Origin of the sequence: Gardnerella swidsinskii, from assembly GCF_023277705.1 — a bacterium.
Taxonomy (GTDB): Bacteria; Actinomycetota; Actinomycetes; order Actinomycetales; family Bifidobacteriaceae; genus Bifidobacterium; species Bifidobacterium swidsinskii.
The window spans coordinates 1,482,572-1,500,138 of sequence record NZ_CP083176.1 but is presented as its reverse complement, the minus strand read 5'-3'; the positions used below and the strand labels follow the sequence as shown (position 1 = coordinate 1,500,138).

The window sequence follows — 17,567 nt, the reverse complement described above, 5'->3', positions numbered from 1 at the left end:
TACAGGAATGTCTACAACTAAAGTACTTATGCATGTACAGATGACAGCGAGTATAGTTCCCATATTCGCTCACGTAGCATTGGCTATAATGGCATGGATGCAAGATAATTGGATGATGCTAACCATGATTATTCCAAGCATTATGATGTACATAGCAAGTCTTATTCCACAAATTTTTCAATACATATCTGAGAAAAATTCTGTTCAAAATGTTCAACAAAATCAGCAAATTCAATTATTAAACACTACGCAATCGTCAAATAACGTAACTTATAATCAACAAACTGTAGAAAGTTTGCCAGATACTATTACACCAGTAAGTTTAGAAACATTACTTATGAGAAGAAATGCAATTTCTAATACGCAACATCACTGGAAAGAAGTATTGCAAACATGGCTAAAAAATGCAGGAACATACGACATAAAAAACAAATCCAATAGTATGAAGGAAAATCTAAATACAAATATTTATAACTACTTGCCTAATTCAAAAACTAAACACCTTATAACTCCACTTGGAATAAGTAATAATGGCTACTGCTATTTAGATTTAATTAACAATGGGCCACATGCTTTAGTTGCTGGAACAACTGGTTCTGGTAAATCAGTACTTCTTACGACTTGGTGTTTAGCTTTGGCTTTTCAATACGGTCCGCAGCAGCTACGGTTTGTTTTTATGGATTTTAAAGGAGGAGCAACTTTTGACATACTATCTAAACTCCCACATGCTATGGGAAATGTGGGAGATTTAAATCTTAAACACGCAATACGCGCTCTAAAAGGTCTCGAACTAGAACTAAATAGACGAGAAAGACTAGTAGCTCATCATGGATGTAATAATATTGCACAAGTAACCCCAGCTGAACCTTCATTGCTTATTGTTATTGACGAATTTCATGCTCTAAAAGATCAACTTCCCGACTACATGCCTCGTCTTATACGAATTGCATCAGTAGGCAGATCTTTGGGAATGCATATTATTGCTGGAACTCAAAATCCACTCGCACAAGTAAGCGCAGATATGAAAGCTAATATTTCTATTAATATTTGCTTGAGAGTTAGAGACGGAATGCAATCGCAAGAATTATTAGGAACAGCGCATGCAGCTAGAATAAGCCCAAATACGCCAGGAGCCGCATATTACAATATTGGAGAAGGAGTAGAAGCTTTGCGATGTGCTCAAAGCAGCAATCCTGCACATTTAGTACGAGCAATACAGTTAGCTGGTAGATTCTGCCATCATGATCATTCTCCAGAATTATTTAGCAAACCATTGCCGTCGATTCTTTCAGCAAAACAACTTGCAGAGTATTCAAATAATTACAAATACAAAAATTCGGAGCAAAAAATATCTCAAAGTTTACGTACTCAAGAATTTTATACGAAGCATATTATTATTGGGTTGCAAGACGATACCATACACTTATATCCTGCTCTATTACCAATTCACCTTGGAAATATAGCTGTTATTGGTAGTAGGAAACAAGGCAAAACAACAATATTAAAAATAATTTCTAAAACTTTAAACCTGCCAATATATTCAGGAAAATCACTATATGAACAAAACATTAATAACATTTACAACGAAAATACGCCAATCATTATTGACGATGCAGATGAATTGCTTGATCCGCTAAATACTAAACAAACTGCTATTGCTTTTCAAAAAAGATTAAATAGTAAACAATGCCCAGTTATTATGAGCACTAGCACTTCTCGCTACTTACGTTTACCTGAGCAAGCACCAGTAAGGATAATATTTCCAACAGGAGATGTGGGCACAGATACAATGCTTGGAATACCTTCTGCTTTATCTAAAAGTTTTGATATTGAAGACTATCAACTTCCAGGACGATGCGTTTTAATCACTCCAGGATCAGCAAGTTTAACTCAAATAGTGCACCTAGAATAAAATTATCTATAGTGACGCATCTTGATTTTTACGTGCGCGCATTGCTCGACGCTTTAGAGTTCTACGCTCATCCTCGCTTAATCCTCCCCACACACCGTAATCTTGGTTAGTTTCTAATGCGCATTTTAAACACTCTGTTGCAACATCACATGAGCGACATACTGCTTTTGCTTCTTCAAGCTGTTGAACTGCTGTACCAGCACTTCCAAGAGGAAAGAACAGTTCAGGATCTTTGTCACTACATGCTGCTGTTGTGCGCCAATCAAACGAGTTGCTCATGAATTATTATCCTCATTTCTTACCTACAACGGTGAGCTTTAGAAGTTCCCCTGAATGTAAGGAAATCATGAAAAGAAAGTTTTTTCAAGGTATTTTGCATCTTTATTAGCAATTTTAATTGTTCCTGTACTTTTTACACTAAATGTATAACATTTAATGCACGTTGGAAAACAATTTTTACTAAAGCTACTCAATACCAGATACGCGCAATTTAATGTCTAACACTACCCTAGTTCCGCCCTCTCTTCGAGGAGACCAACGAACTGTACCACCAAAATCGTTAGTGACAAATGTGTTTATAATCTGCGTTCCAAGGCCAGAGCCAGATGGTTTAGCCATTCCATGAGAAGACTCACTATCTATACCATCTCCATCATCTTCAACGACAATATTAAGATTGTCTCCGCCCCTACCAACTGCAATACGAATATGACCTTTTTCACGACCTTCAAAACCATGTTCAACTGCATTCGTCACTAGCTCAGTTAAAACAAGAGATAATGGTGTAGCATCCTGAGCTGCTAATCTGCCAAATTTTCCAACAAAATCAATATCAATATTTTGATTCTGAGACGCCAACTCAATTGACATCTTCAACAAACTCGAAATAACTTTGTCAAAATCAACAATTTCGTCAGCAGTTTGGCTCAAGCCTTCATGAACTAGTGCTATAGTTTGCACACGACGTTGAGCTTCCTCAAGTTCTTTTCTAACTTCAATAGATTTTGTCTTACGAGCTTGCAAACGCAAAAGAGCAGAAACAGCCTGTAAATTGTTTTTTACGCGATGATGTATTTCAGAAATAGTGGCATTTTTAGTACGCAATTCTTGTTCGCGCCGCAAAACTTCAGTAACATCACGGCATAACACTACAGCTCCAACACGATTATTTGGACCCCACAGAGGCAAGGAGCGCATGGAAACTATAGAATGGTTCGCTTCAAGTTCACAATCTACATCAGCTTTTCCAGTTAATACAAGAGGTAAACTTTCGGGAACATTATCGTTCGTATGCAACAACCTAGTGCCAAATTCGCTTAAATATTCACCTTGCATAGTGTTTAATCCGCCAAGTCTGCGGAAACAACTAATGGCATTAGGGGAAGCATAACGAACTATTCCATCGTCTTCTAGCACAATAAAACCATCGGATACTCGAGCATTATGTCGTTGATTTAATACAGATTCACGATATGGGAATTGTTCACGAGGAATCATGTCAAATAAAGTCTTACCAGCATTAATACTTTCAGTTTCATAACGACCATTAGATTCACGCGTTGCCAAATTAGTTTCGCGCATAACCAATCCGAGAGTTTTACCCCTATGACGAACTGGAGCATAAACGTAGCATACAGTAGCTCTACCAATAGAACGTAAGGTCGAAGAGTGGAAACTTGTCTCAGATTTCATCGCCTCATTAAGCTCAGGTACTAAAGAATCATCTAATTTTTTACCTAACAAATCATCAGTACGCAAAGTAATAGCTGTTGAAGGACGACATTGTTCAGCAACAACATAATCACCGTCACCATTTTGAATAATCAGCAGCAAATCTGCGAAACTCAAATCTGCAATAACCTGCCAATCGACCACCAAATGGTGAAGCCACTCACGATCACTGTCATTAAAATCAGGACGAGTAGCAAGAATGTTAGAAAAATCAGCCATAATGTAATAATATATCGAACTCACAGAAAATTCTGTGAGGTATGTTGTTGTTTTAAATAAGAAAAGCCGCTCCTCCTCAATTAAAAGAAGAAGCGGTTTAATAATTTATAAATTACTCTTTAAAACTAGAAACCAAACTTAGCAGCAGTTTCGCGCAAAGTTTCAGCAGAACGCTTCAAAGCAGCCAACTCACGATCAGAAACTGGAGTGTTTAGACGAGAGTTTACACCATTGCGATTAAGCAATGTTGGCACAGACATGCACACATCAGAAATGCCGTGGAAGTCATCGAGCAAAGAAGACACTGGAAGAATGCGGTTAGTATCGCGAAGAACAGCCTCAACAATATCTACACCAGACATAGCAATAGCATAGTTTGTTGCACCCTTACCGTTGATAATCTTGTAAGCAGCGTTAACAACTTCCTGATGGATTTCTTCGCGCTTAGCAGCATCAAGTGGCTCATGACCTGGAAGAGCGTTCCAATCGCACATTGGAACACCACCAATGGTTGCAGAAGCCCACAGTGGAACTTCAGAGTCACCGTGTTCGCCAGCAATGTATGCGTGAACGTTCTTAACATTAACGCCAGTGTGCTGAGCAATCAAGAAACGAAGACGAGCGGAATCAAGGTTGGTACCAGAACCAAACATTTGATTTGCTGGAAGACCAGAAAGCTTCATAGAAACGTGCGTAACAACATCAACAGGATTAGTAATCAACATGTAAATTGCGTTAGGAGCAACCTTCACAACGTTCGGAATGATTGACTTCATGATGTTGATAGTGGCACCTGCAAGCTCCAAACGAGTCTGACCTGGCTTCTGGCGAGCGCCAGCAGTAATCACAACCATGTCAGCATCACGGCAAATTTCCACATCGTCAGAACCGGCAATAGAAACTGCAGGATAGAAGCTAGAACCATGCTGCATATCCAAAACTTCAGCTTCAACACGTTCCTTAGCAATATCTTCAAGCACAATCTCACGCGCAACACCACGCTGAGCAGCAGCGAAAGCGAGAGTAGATCCGACCGCGCCGGCACCAATAATTGCAAGCTTAGTTGGCTTAACCTGCGAACTCACCATGAGCAAAAACCTCTTTTCAACAACCTATCACACCCTTATAAGCACACAAAATACCACGATTTATGCATTACTAAGGGCTGCTCTCACATTAAGAGCTTTTGGTATGAACACCTTTACTCTAATCGCACCACCGGAATTTATTATTACAACGCTACTTTCATAAGTTTTGCAGCTAACGATGGTCCAACCCAAGCAATAAGTTCAACCCCCGAATCTACATATTCTGCTTTTTCAACTACACCATTTTCACGAACTTTTGATAATAATCCACCAAACTCGTACGGCAAAGTTACATCTACACGAACACGAGGAGACGGTAACAATTCTTCTAAACGATTGCGCAATATTTGCAAATTTTCGCCACTAAATGCAGAAACAATAACGGCATCAGGATAAAGAGAAGAAAAACGTTCTCGCGCAGCATCACTCATCATGTCTGATTTATTTAATGCCATAATTTGAGGTATATCTCCTACACCAGAAATATTGGCGAGAACTTCGTTTACTGCATTAATTTGCGAAATAGGATCTGGATGCGAACCGTCAACTACATGCAAAATAACATCTGCTTGTCCAACTTCTTCCAAAGTGGATTTAAATGCTTCAACTAGTTGAGTTGGAAGTCTGCGAACAAAACCAACAGTATCTACCAAAGTATAGCTTCTACCATCTTGAGTTTGAGAACGACGTACTGCAGTATCAAGAGTTGCAAACAGTGCATTTTCTACTAATTCTTGTGAACCAGTAAGGCGATTTATAATAGACGACTTGCCAGCATTCGTATATCCAACAACAGCTACAGTTGGAATATCTTGTCGTCTACGAGAACCACGTTTTACATCGCGCGCAGGTGCCATATTCGCAATATCGTGACGAAGTTTAGAAATACGATTGCGAATAGCTCGACGATCCATTTCGATTTTAGTTTCGCCAGGACCTCTAGAACCAATACCAGCATCTCCTGCAGCTCTACCACCAGCCTGCCTAGAAAGAGCAGCACCCCAGCCTCTTAACCTAGGTAGCATATATTGCAATTGAGCAAGCTCAACTTGAGCTTTACCTTCACGGCTTGTAGCGTGCTGAGCAAAAATATCCAAAATAACAGCAGTGCGATCGACAACCTTAACTTTGGTTGCATCTTCTAAAGCTCTACGCTGGCTAGGAGGTAAATCATCATCAACAATAATCGTATCCGCATCATGCTGAGCAACTACTGCTGCAAGCTCACGCGCTTTACCTGAACCAACATAAGTTGCAGCATCCGGCCTATATCTTTGTTGCAACATGCCATCGCAAACAACAGCACCAGCAGTCTGTGCCAACGCTGCAAGCTCACGCAACGATTCTTCAGCTTGAGCAAGAGTTCCTTTTGCGCTAGACCACACTCCTACCAGCACAACGCGCTCAAGACGAAGCTTTCTATACTCAACTTCGGTAACATCTTGTAATTCGCCAAGACCAGCTACTCGCTTTAAAGCATTACGAGATTCACGCTCCTGCCAAACTTCATCATGCTTTTCACTGTCAGAAGTAGTGTCTAGAAGCACATCCGAATGAGCATAAAGCACTGCATTATTGGTGAGATTATGCTCATTCATATTATTAGAATCATTTTCGAGGGAGGAAAAATCGTTTGAATTAAGCACATCATCTCGCCCGGATGCCACATTACTATCCGCCAACTGTCCCTCCTCTATTTCATTGTAAATAGCGTTTTACAACGTTTGTCTTATTATGGTAACTTGAGACGACAATATATGAACACAACATATATGTATGATATGTAAATAAAGATACAATAGAAAAAAGTATATTAATAAATCTAAATTTATAGGCGAAATACGGTATTTTTGAGCGAGATTATGGACAGTCATCAACAATTTAAACAATACGATAAAACCAAATCACCAAAATCAGAAAAAACGCAAAAAATCAGTGGCGAACAATACTTTTCTGCAACACCATCATCTTGCGATGAGCGAAGAACGTTACATGTAACTTTGAGAAATCATGAAACTATTGTACAAGTCTCAAACGGAGTATTTAGTGCTTCTAAGCTTGATCTAGGCACGTCTGTGCTACTAAAACATGCTCCAAAACCACCAGAAAATGGCAAATTCCTTGATATTGGATGCGGATGGGGTCCTATAAGCATTGCAATGGGCTTAGAATCTCCAGAAGCTGAAATTGTAGCTGTAGATGTAAATGAGCGAGCGCTAGAGCTTACTGAACTAAACGCAAAAAACGCTGGCTTAAAGCATATTCGCACTTCTTTAGTAGATGACGCTTTAAAAGAAAATAATACTTTGGAATTTAATAATTTTGATCTCATATGGTCCAATCCCCCAATTCGCGTTGGAAAAGAAATATTGCACGACATTTTGATGACTTGGATTCCGCGTTTAAAAGTAGGAGGAGCAGCTTACTTAGTTGTACAAAAAAATCTTGGCTCAGACTCACTTATTCCTTGGCTTGCTGAAAATCTTGGCGAAAACTACAGCGTTGAAAAATATGCAAGTTCTAAAGGATACCGAATTATAGAAGTAATAAAAACGAAATAATAAAACGTACTAATACTAAAGAAGTACTAAAAAGCAAAAATCTACGAAAAGAAATATACACTATGAAATTCGACTACCCTGCTGAGCTTCCTATTTGCGCAGCACACGACGAAATAATAGAAGCAATTAAGTCTTCACAAGTCGTGATTGTTTCCGGACAGACTGGCTCCGGTAAAACTACGCAAATCCCAAAAATGGTGCTTGAGCTTGGAAGAGGCGGAAGAGGTAAGCAAATCGTGCACACTCAGCCTCGCCGTTTAGCTGCACGCACTGTTGCTGAGCGAATCGCAAACGAAATGGAAGTAAAACTAGGCGAAGAAATCGGCTATCAAGTGCGATTTACCGACGAAAGTTCACCTAAAACAAAGCTTCGAATTGTTACTGACGGTATTTTACTTGCGCAAATTCAGCGAGATCCTCTTCTTACTAAATACGACACGATTATTATTGACGAAGCTCACGAACGCAGTCTTAACATTGACTTTTTGCTAGGATATTTAACGACTTTACTTCCGCAAAGACGCGATTTGAAGCTGATTATTACTTCAGCAACAATAGATTCTGCAAAATTCCGTGAACATTTTGAGCAAGCTTTACACATAAAAGTTCCTGTTATTGAAGTTTCTGGACGCACGTACCCTGTGAGAGTGCTTTATGAGCCGCTTGGCTCCGCGCCTTCACTTATGCGACATGTCCCCGGCTTTGCAGACATAACAATGGATGAGGAAACTGTCGCAGAAAGCCAATCTAACGAAAGCAATCGAGACGATATTACAGATGAAGATATGACATCTGCAGTAACTCGCGCATGCGCTCAATTAGTTATTCATTCAAGCCACGAGCAAGGCGCGCGCGACATTATGGTTTTCGCTTCCAGCGAGCGCGATATTAGAGAGTTTGAAGCAGGATTACGCTCATATTTTGGCACTCGAGCAAGTGATATGAAACGAGCGGATGCTATTGAAATAGTGCCGCTTTTTGCGCGTCTTTCTGCAAAAGATCAGCATCGCGTATTTGAACATCACTCTCATCAACGCATTGTTATTGCTACGAACGTTGCTGAAACTTCGCTTACTGTTCCTGGGATTCGATACGTTGTCGATCCTGGTTTTGCGAGAATTAGCAGATATTCTAAGTCTGCAAAAGTGCAAAGACTTCCTATAGAGCCAATTTCTCAAGCGAGCGCAGATCAGCGTTCTGGGCGATGCGGACGAATCGCGGACGGAATTGCTATTAGACTTTACTCGCGCGAAGATTACGAAACTCGCCCTCGTTTTACCGATCCTGAGATTCTGCGCACTTCGCTTGGAGCAGTAGTATTGCACATGCTTTCAGTAGGAGTTGCTAAAACTGGCGAAGATATTACAAATTTCGGTTTTATTGACCCTCCTGATATGAAAGCAGTAAGCGACGGCTTTAATGAGCTTAACGAGCTTGGCGCAATAAATAGAAAATCAGGTTTCATCACTTTAACTCATATTGGCCGCGAGCTTTCTAAATTGCCGATTGACATTCGTTTAGGACGCATGATTATTGAAGCGGCGCGTAAAACAACTCCGAATACTCTTGCAGCTGTGCTGGTAATTGTTGCGTTTTTGAGTTTGCAAGATCCTCGCGAGCGCCCCGAAGAACAGCGTGAAGAAGCGGATAGACTTCATAATCGTTATGCGGATGAAACAAGCGATTTCTTAACTGCTTTAAATATTTGGGATTATATTTTCCAAGCAGACGGAAATATGAGCAATAATGCTCTTCGCAAACTTTGTAAAGCGGAATTCTTCCACTTTTTGCGTTTAAAACAGTGGAAAGATTTAGTTAATCAACTTCAAGACTTGTGTAAAGAGTTGCATTATAAAGTTGGCGAGCCTATTCCATCTAAAAGAGTATCTTTGGAAATTCGTCAGCTTCCTAATAATCAACAGGCTGCTCACAGCTTGTGCTGCTCTTGGGATTCGCAAGGAATACACTCGTCGATGCTTGCAGGATTGCTTTCTATGTTGGGAATGCAAGTAGTGCGTGAACCAAAAGCTTCAGATTTTGCTAATTTGCATGGATCAGCAAAAATTCGAGCTATGAAACGCGCTCAAAAAATGGCTAAAAACGACTATCAAGGCGCACGCGGAGGAAGATTCGCAATATTCCCAGCTTCATCTGTTTCGAAAACAACTCCTTCATGGGTTATGTGTACGCAATTAGTTGAAACATCTAGACTTTGGGCAAGATATTGCGCACAAGTCGATCCTGCTTGGGCCGAGCCTCTTGCTAAAAATCTTACTAGAATCACGTATTCTGACGCTCATTGGAGTGCTTCTAAAGGTGCTGCTGTAGCAAAATCTAAAGTATTACTATACGGATTGCCTATTGTTCAAGATCGTACAGTTCAATGGACTAGAGTTAATCCTTACGAAGCTCGTATGATTATGATTCGTCAAGGCTTAGTTGAAGCAGATGTGCAACAGCGTTTTGCACACGATGAGTTTATTGTAAATAATCACAATGTGCTTGAAGATGCAGATAATCAAGCAAATCGCACTCGTCAAATAAGCGAAACTGTAAACGACGAAGATTTATTTACTTTTTACGACACTCGCATTCCTCAAGAAGCAACTACTATTGCAGCTCTTGCAAAATGGTGGAAAGATAACCGCGAAGAAAATCCACACAAGTTAGACTTTAATCCCGATGAAGTTGAACGTTTACAAACTACGCAAAGTACTGATTTAGCTGACTATCCTGACCATTGGGATACAGTTGGTACAGATGGTCAGATTATAAGGTTGCGTTTAAGTTATGTGTATGATCCGGCTAATCCTTTGGACGGCGTAACTGTGCATGTGCCGCTTTACGTACTTTCGCGCTTAACTCCTGAAGAATTTACTTGGAATGTTCCAGGTTTATTAGATGAGCTTATTATTGGCATGATTAAATCTTTGCCTAAAGCTCTACGAGTACAGTTTGTTCCAGCTCCTGATACTGCTCAAAAAATTCGCTCTTGGATTGACGAACATTACGACGAGCTTCCTGGGACTGGAGAAACAGAAAGCAATATAAAAAGCGAATGGCAAGATTTTAGAGAAGTTTTCACTAAAGCTGCAATTTGTGTAGTTGGAGCGCAAATACATCCTGAAGTTTTCGACGACGAGCAAATAAGCAAACTCTCACCATACTTGCGCATGACGTTTAGTGTTGAAGAGAGAAAAGCTAACGAAAATCGCAATAAACCTGCAGGTCGTAACAAGTACTCTAATCGCGTAAAACCTACTATTCTTGGAACCGACAAATCATTAATTGCATTGCAACAGCGTTTTGCAAAAGAAGCACAAGAATCTGCACGAGAAGTTGTAAATTTCAAAGCAAATAAAGCTGCACAAGCTGGAAATGTAATTGAACGAGCAGATTTATTACACAAATCTGGTGCTACAAATCTTTCGCGCGCACAAATGGTTTGGCAAAGTGCATTGAATATGCTGCATTTAGACAATAAGCGTATTACTTCTCGCTGGCTTGGCGCTGAATCTTTAATGCTCGCAGCTGCACCTTATTCAACTTCTAACGCTTTAGCAGAAGACTTGCAAATGGCTGCAGTAAAACGACTAATTGCGAACACAGATAATATTACTGACGACAATTTATTACGCGAAACTGTTGCCAACATTTCCGAAATATACGAGGATACGGTATACGATGTAGCTCACGATGTGATTGCTATATTAAAGCGTGATGCGGAAGTTAGTAAAGCTGTTTCTGGCAAGGCTGATTTGCCGTTGCTTTCAGTGTTGCAATCAATCCGCGAACACACTGCAAGTCTTGTATACGGAGGGTTTATTGCCAAAACTCCATCTGATTCTCTGCCTCGTATTGAACGCTACTTGCATGCAGACGTGATTCGTCTTACTAAAGCTAAGGCAGACAAAAACCGTGACGTACGTTGGGCTTGGCAGGCAGATGAAGCACATAAGCTTGTAGTAAAAGCTCAAGAAGACGCTCAGAAAATCCCATCAGGACCAGCACATGACGAGTCACAAATAATCGCTGAGAAATTACGTTGGATGTGCGAAGAATTCTATGTATCTCTTTGGGCGCAAGAATTGGGAACTGCATATCCGATTAGCATACAACGCATGCGAAAGATGATTGGCGGAAGGTGAAAGCTGTTTCGCATATATGCATATATTTTTTCTTAGCGCTTGCAATGTTGTAAACAATATTGCTCATAACGTTGCAAACAAACTTTATTTGCACAGTTGCTAAGCTATTGCTAAATCGTCTCTTATTGCTTTTGCTTTTACTATTATTTTGGTCTTATTCTTGATCTTCGTTTACTTCAATTGCATTGCTTTCTTTAGTAATAAAGTTTCTGAATGTAAATACGATAATTCCTAATAATGCAACAGCAGCACACATAAGAGATATGTTTGCAAATCCAGACGAAATACCAGAAGCACCCGTTATAGAATTTCCACTCAGCATGTTTTTATCTAATATTCCGTCAAAAATTACTACACCAACAGACGCAGAAACACTAATAGCTAAATCATTCATTCCGCACCCTCTTCCAGATTCTTCAACTGGAAGAGACGAAAGAATTGTTGAGGCCAGTGGAGAATACACCATTCCACAACCTGCATAATAAACGCATGCACATAAAGCTATGGCTAAGAATCCAGAATTTATTAATACTGCAATACCAATCCATCCGCAAAGTATAAACAATATTGCTAATAATAAACCTGTTTTTCTTCCTATACGACTAATTATTAAGCCTGAGCATGAACCGAATATTGCAGCAACAATAAAAGCCCAAACTAAATAAGAAGCTACTTGTGAAGTAGTCATGTTATACAAAGTTTTTCCAACTCTATTGAACAGTGGGCTTATGCAATAATTTGTGAAGTATATTATGCCCATCAAAATTATGCCAGAAAGCCAACGAATATTTTTAAAGAAAGCTGGTGTAACAAACGGCTCTTTAGCTTTACTAATGTAAATACCAAAAATTATAAACAATATAATTGCTGAAATAAGCATCAACAAGTTTCTGTATGAAATGAACAATGTAAGAGATGCAACAGCAAATCCAAAGACTGTAAAACCAACAACATCAATTTTTTTACCATTGCCGTTTTTTGTTGGTAAATAATGCAATAATGCCGGCAATATTAGAATAGTTAATGCTGGAATTAAGAATAAATATTGCCAAGCAATAGAGCTTAACAATCCCGCTGAAAACACTCCAATACATGCAGAAAGCTGGTACGATGCTGTAAATAATCCGAAGAAGATAACTTTCAAATCATTTCGCAAATATTTTGTTGCAATTACTAAGAATGATGAACCTGCTACTTGTTCACCAGTTGTTTGCATAATACGAGCAGCAATAACTGTCCACAAATTTGGCTCAAAACAAGAATTAGCTACAAATCCAAAAACTGAGCCTATAAACAAAGATGTTAATCCAATAGTTACTAGCTTTTTTAATGACACAAAGTCGCCTAAAGAACCGTAAATAAAGCATACAATTCCTAAAATAATGCCAGGTAAACCAGTTATAAGAGGCGCTTGATCAACAGCTTTCACATCTATACCAACTTGTTTATAAACAAGATTGAAACCTTGCAAGCACAAGGTGCTAATAACAAATGTAATAAGCAGTAGTATTAACGCACGAACAGCAACCTTATCGCGCTTTTCTGGGTCATCATAAGGATCCACAGAAGAACAATCAAATCGTTTAGTCCCAATCATCACCGTCTTACTCCCCTACAACAGCCTAATAATTCCAAATATTTATGCAGAAAACTACTGCAAATAAATCAATCTGCTCTAACAATCTAAAGTTAATCGCAACAAATTCTTCGCGCGTAGCTACTCAATCGGATAATTCTACAGTTTGATAGTTACAATCAACAATAAAAGTTAGGAACAATTTTAAAAAATAATCACAATAATAAAATGATTCGCATATCACTTATAATGTAACAAGCTAAGTAGGAGGAAACATGGTGCAGAGAAGAAAGAAACATGATTCTATTCATGTCAACCTAAATAGTGGACATAATAGTGGTGCTCATCACAATAAAAACAACAGTTCATTAAAGCATAAGTTTTACTCCAATAAAATTTTACGAAACATTATTATTGCTGTCATAGGCATTGCTATTATCATTCCTGTTGTTCAGTGGATACGTTGGGAACAGACTGTTTCTAATCTTCGCAACAAACAAGAACAACTTGTGTCACGCTTCGATTTTAATCCAGGCAATATTATTTCTGATTCTCAATTTTTTGACGATAACGCAATGAGTAAAGACGAAGTACGCAATTTTATACGCAAAAAAGGAGCAAAATGCACTGGTAAAAATTGCTTAAAAAATGCGTACTTTAATACTCACACTATTCCTGCCGATTCACTATGCTCAAAGTATCAAAGTGTAAGCAAAGAATCTTCTGCAGACATAATATACAAATCAGCAAAAGCATGTCATATCAGTCAACGAGTATTACTTACCATGCTGCAAAAAGAACAACATCTTGTAACAGACACTGATCCTAGCGATTTCCAATACAAATCAGCTATGGGATTAGATTGTCCAGATGATTCTCATTGCAACCCACGTTTTGCAGGATTCTTTAAACAAGTAATTGGTTCCGCAAGAAGATATAGATATTATCTTCTTCATAACGATCAATATAACTACCACCCTAACACGATTAACACAATTCAATATTCGCCAAATAAATCATGCGGATCTAGCAATGTTTATATCGAAAATAAGGCTACTGCATTACTTTATATCTATACTCCTTATCAGCCAAATATAGAATCGTTAAAAGCTGGATACGGCGAAGGAAATTCGTGCTCAGCATATGGAAATCGCAATTTTTCATTGATTTATTCTGCATGGTTCGGAGATCCTCGCAAATAATATTCGTTAGATCAATATAGGAATACAATCTCGGTGTATAAGCTTCGAGGTATACTTAAATGCCTAATTTTTGGCACAATTGGTTAAAGATTACAAATTAACTGCTTCTATATTTAACAAAAACAACAAAGACTCACTTATTACAGATTTAATTTTTAATGCGAAAGTTGATGATGATTTTGTTTTAGGCAGAGAATCATGGTGGAAAGAAGTATTAAAAAGTGAGGATTTTGGCTATAACGGTAATTAATTTAAATAATCATTAGAAATAAGCTTCACCAATACAATATCAAAAGATTAGTATTCAGCGTATGAAAAAGATTTGATAGCGTGCAAGCAAAGTAATACAAAAATGGCCACTAACCAATCAGCCCAACACGACTGCAAGCTAGTGGCCACTAACATATTGAGTAAATAATAATTACTCTTTAACCATAAGACTACGAGCAATGTAAACTACTAAGCCAATAAAGGCTACAATAGCGCCCATCATAAGCAAGTTAGAATAACCTGCACCTAAGCCTTGGATTCCAGCAAAAGAGAATCCTTTTAGCAAGTTTCCGCCAAAGAAACCGCTGAAAATGGAAATACCGATTGATGCTGTAACATTCATAACTAAATCATTCATACCGCATCCACGACCCGATTCTTCAACAGGCAATGCGCTAAGAACCGTTGAAACGATTGGCGAATACATAAGTCCGCAACCAGCGTAGTAAACGCATGCGCACAAAGTTAGAACAAGGAATCCGCAATTGATGAATACAGCAGCTCCAACCCATCCAAGAATCATAAGAACAGCAGCTATAATAATGCCAGCTTTACGTCCAATAAAACCGATAATTGTCCCAGAGCATGTTCCAAACACTGCTGCTACAACGAATGCCCATACAAGGTAGGAAGAAACTGCCTCAGTGCTCATATGATACAAAGCACCGCCAATCACATTGTAAATTGGAGGCATGCAATAGTTAGTAAAGTAGAAGATGAATATTAAGACAATGCCCGAAAGCCAACGCTTATTCTTAAAGAATGCAGGAGTTACAAACGGGTTCTTTGCCTTCATAATATAGCCAGCAAACACAACAAACAGCACGATGGATCCAAGCAACAATCCCCATGCCTTGTACGAGAAGAACAAAGTCAGCAATGCAACAGCAATACCAAACACTGTAAAGCCAAGCTTATCTATCTTCCCACCAATACCGTTCTTTGTAGGCAAGCACTTAACAAGAACTGGCAAGAACAGAATAGTAATTGCAGGAATCAAGAACAAATACTGCCAAGCAATAGAGCTAAGAGCACCAGCAGCAAAAACGCCAATAGAAGCAGAAAGCTGATAAGCTGCAGTAAAGAGTCCAAAGAAAATTACCTTAAGATCGTTGCGCAAATACTTAGTTGCAATAACAAGGAAGGAAGAACCTGCTACCTGCTCGCCAGCGGTTTGTAAAATACGCGCAATAATAACAGTCCACAAGTTTGGAGTGAAGAAGAAGTTTGCAATAAAACCGAACAAGGATCCAACAAACAGTGTTACAAGTCCGATTGTTATGAGTCTACGAAGCGACACAAAGTCACCCAAAGAACCGTAAATAAAGCACACAATGCCTAAAACAATAATTGGCAAACTCGTAATAAGAGAAGCTTGATTAGGAGCACCAACAGCTTTACCAATCTGATCGAATACCAGATTAAATCCTTGCAAACACAATGTTCCAAGAATAAAGGTTATAAGAAGTAAAATTAGCGAGTAAATCGCCACTTTGTCGCGGGTTTTTGGATCCTCGTATGGGTCTACCGCGCTAAATTTTGCAATCTCAGTCATAATAATCCAATCAATTAATATTTTTAGTTTCTACATTGGTAAATAAGGCACGTCGTATATTGCGGAAAATGTTGCGATTTACGGCGTGTCGAACAACAAAAAGCGGAGCTAAAACTCGTAAAATCCACACTCATCCAGCGATTTTTGCCAAGCCAGAAATGCGCGTCATAAACTCGTTCAAGAATCGTGGAACATCAACACCAACAGCAACTTGCATTGTTTTAACAGGGTCATTCAAGCGCGTAACATCACCAATTGTGCGTCCACGAGTTGGGCCTTCAACATCTACCTGCATGTTGATTGGTAGAGTTGTAACAAGCGTTGGGTCAACAGCAACTGCAACAGCCAACGGATCGTGCAAACCGCAGCCACCAAGGTGTGGAGCCGTTGTTTCATATGCCTTAATGTAAAAATCGGTCATATCTGCAAGGAACTTGCCAGCCTTTGTACCAAGGTCACGCCACTGTTGCGTTTCCTTATAGGTAAGCAAGGTTTGCAAAGTCACATCCAAACCGACCATTGTTACAGGGGCGCCAGAACGGAATAGGACGTCTGCTGCATCTGGATCTTGGGAAATATTTGCTTCCATCCAAGGAGTTACATTTCCATGAATTGTAAGAGCACCGCCCATAAGAACAATCTTACCAATTTCATCTTTGATTTCTGGAGCCTTATGCAATGCAGCAGCAATATTTGTCATAGGACCAGTTGGAACATAAATAAGATCCTTGCCATAAGTCTTAACTGAATCAATTATGAAATCAACAGCTGGCTCAGACTCAGCTTCACGCTTTGAATCTGGAATAACAACATCGCCAATACCATTGTCACCGTGAATGAATGCAGAAATAGACAGAACTTCAAACGAATCTTTCTTGCTCGCATGCGGCAAACCACGATACACTTTAACTTCTGGATGTCCAAATAAATCTGTTATAGCAAGAGCATTACGAACGCCCTGTTCCATTAAAACGTTGCCATACGTACCAGTAATACCGATCAGCTCAACCTCAGGGCTACCAAGAGCATAAGAAATTGCTAAGGTATCATCAACACCAGTATCCAAATCAAGAATAAGCTTCTTCATGTGAACTACCTTTCTGATTACAAACTCGCTACATCAACAGTGATGCAGTAAGCCATTCTGTTTATTTCTAAGTTGCAACAAACTAGTAGGCGTCAACCTCATCGTTTTATGCTTCACAACTCAAGAATTCTATCTCTCTATAATTCAAAATCAACCCTTATAAACATATGTTTAGATTATATTTTTGCGGCAAAATAAAACGCAATTATTCGCTAAGC

12 protein-coding genes are annotated in these 17,567 nt (G+C 39.1%); 5 read left to right on the top strand and 7 right to left on the bottom strand.

Features of this window, described 5'->3' with window-relative positions:
• Window positions 1-88: 88 nt before the first annotated feature.
• The gene (locus tag K9E37_RS06080; RefSeq protein WP_248893259.1) at window positions 89-1,912 is read left to right on the top strand and encodes an FtsK/SpoIIIE domain-containing protein; all 1,824 of its coding nucleotides are present in this window, start codon (window positions 89-91) and stop codon (window positions 1,910-1,912) included.
• Window positions 1,913-1,918: 6 nt separating this feature from the next.
• Here K9E37_RS06080 and K9E37_RS06075 read toward each other — a convergent pair whose 3' ends face one another.
• The 4 genes from K9E37_RS06075 to hflX all read right to left on the bottom strand — a co-directional run bounded on the left by K9E37_RS06075 (window position 1,919) and on the right by hflX (window position 6,548).
• Window positions 1,919-2,191: a WhiB family transcriptional regulator gene (locus K9E37_RS06075; protein WP_004110789.1), complete on the bottom strand. Its 273-nt coding sequence runs from the start codon at window positions 2,189-2,191 to the stop codon at window positions 1,919-1,921.
• Between the two features lie 186 nt (window positions 2,192-2,377).
• Window positions 2,378-3,862 (bottom strand): sensor histidine kinase, encoded by a 1,485-nt coding sequence (locus tag K9E37_RS06070; RefSeq protein ID WP_004110792.1) that lies wholly within the window; start codon window positions 3,860-3,862, stop codon window positions 2,378-2,380.
• A 125-nt stretch (window positions 3,863-3,987) separates the two neighbouring features.
• A complete protein-coding gene (locus tag K9E37_RS06065; protein WP_004107125.1) occupies window positions 3,988-4,950 on the bottom strand; it encodes an L-lactate dehydrogenase in 963 nt (320 codons plus the stop codon).
• A gap of 143 nt (window positions 4,951-5,093) precedes the next feature.
• Window positions 5,094-6,548, bottom strand: a complete 1,455-nt coding sequence (gene hflX, locus K9E37_RS06060) for a GTPase HflX (RefSeq protein WP_119522939.1) — start codon at window positions 6,546-6,548, stop codon at window positions 5,094-5,096.
• Window positions 6,549-6,812: 264 nt separating this feature from the next.
• Between hflX and K9E37_RS06055 the strand changes: the two genes are divergently transcribed.
• On the top strand, window positions 6,813-7,511 hold the full coding sequence (locus tag K9E37_RS06055) for a class I SAM-dependent methyltransferase (protein ID WP_248893257.1): 699 nt from the start codon (window positions 6,813-6,815) through the stop codon (window positions 7,509-7,511).
• 62 nt (window positions 7,512-7,573) lie between these two features.
• Window positions 7,574-11,659, top strand: coding sequence for an ATP-dependent RNA helicase HrpA (gene hrpA / locus K9E37_RS06050; RefSeq protein WP_248893255.1), 4,086 nt, complete (start codon window positions 7,574-7,576; stop codon window positions 11,657-11,659).
• Between the two features lie 154 nt (window positions 11,660-11,813).
• On the opposite strand, the gene K9E37_RS06045 is transcribed toward hrpA, so the two are convergent.
• A complete protein-coding gene (locus K9E37_RS06045; RefSeq protein WP_174182805.1) occupies window positions 11,814-13,256 on the bottom strand; it encodes an MFS transporter in 1,443 nt (480 codons plus the stop codon).
• Window positions 13,257-13,510: 254 nt separating this feature from the next.
• On the opposite strand from K9E37_RS06045, the gene K9E37_RS06040 reads away from it, so the two are divergent.
• Complete coding sequence (locus K9E37_RS06040) at window positions 13,511-14,437, top strand: hypothetical protein (RefSeq protein WP_012914035.1); 927 nt, start codon at window positions 13,511-13,513, stop codon at window positions 14,435-14,437.
• A 70-nt stretch (window positions 14,438-14,507) separates the two neighbouring features.
• Window positions 14,508-14,687, top strand: coding sequence for a GIY-YIG nuclease family protein (locus K9E37_RS06035; protein WP_041160484.1), 180 nt, complete (start codon window positions 14,508-14,510; stop codon window positions 14,685-14,687).
• 171 nt (window positions 14,688-14,858) lie between these two features.
• Here K9E37_RS06035 and K9E37_RS06030 read toward each other — a convergent pair whose 3' ends face one another.
• Together K9E37_RS06030 and K9E37_RS06025 are read right to left on the bottom strand one after the other, a co-directional pair.
• Window positions 14,859-16,262, bottom strand: a complete 1,404-nt coding sequence (locus tag K9E37_RS06030) for an MFS transporter (protein ID WP_012914034.1) — start codon at window positions 16,260-16,262, stop codon at window positions 14,859-14,861.
• Between the two features lie 130 nt (window positions 16,263-16,392).
• Window positions 16,393-17,349, bottom strand: a complete 957-nt coding sequence (locus K9E37_RS06025) for a nucleoside hydrolase (RefSeq protein WP_012914033.1) — start codon at window positions 17,347-17,349, stop codon at window positions 16,393-16,395.
• Between the last annotated feature and the right edge of the window lie 218 nt (window positions 17,350-17,567).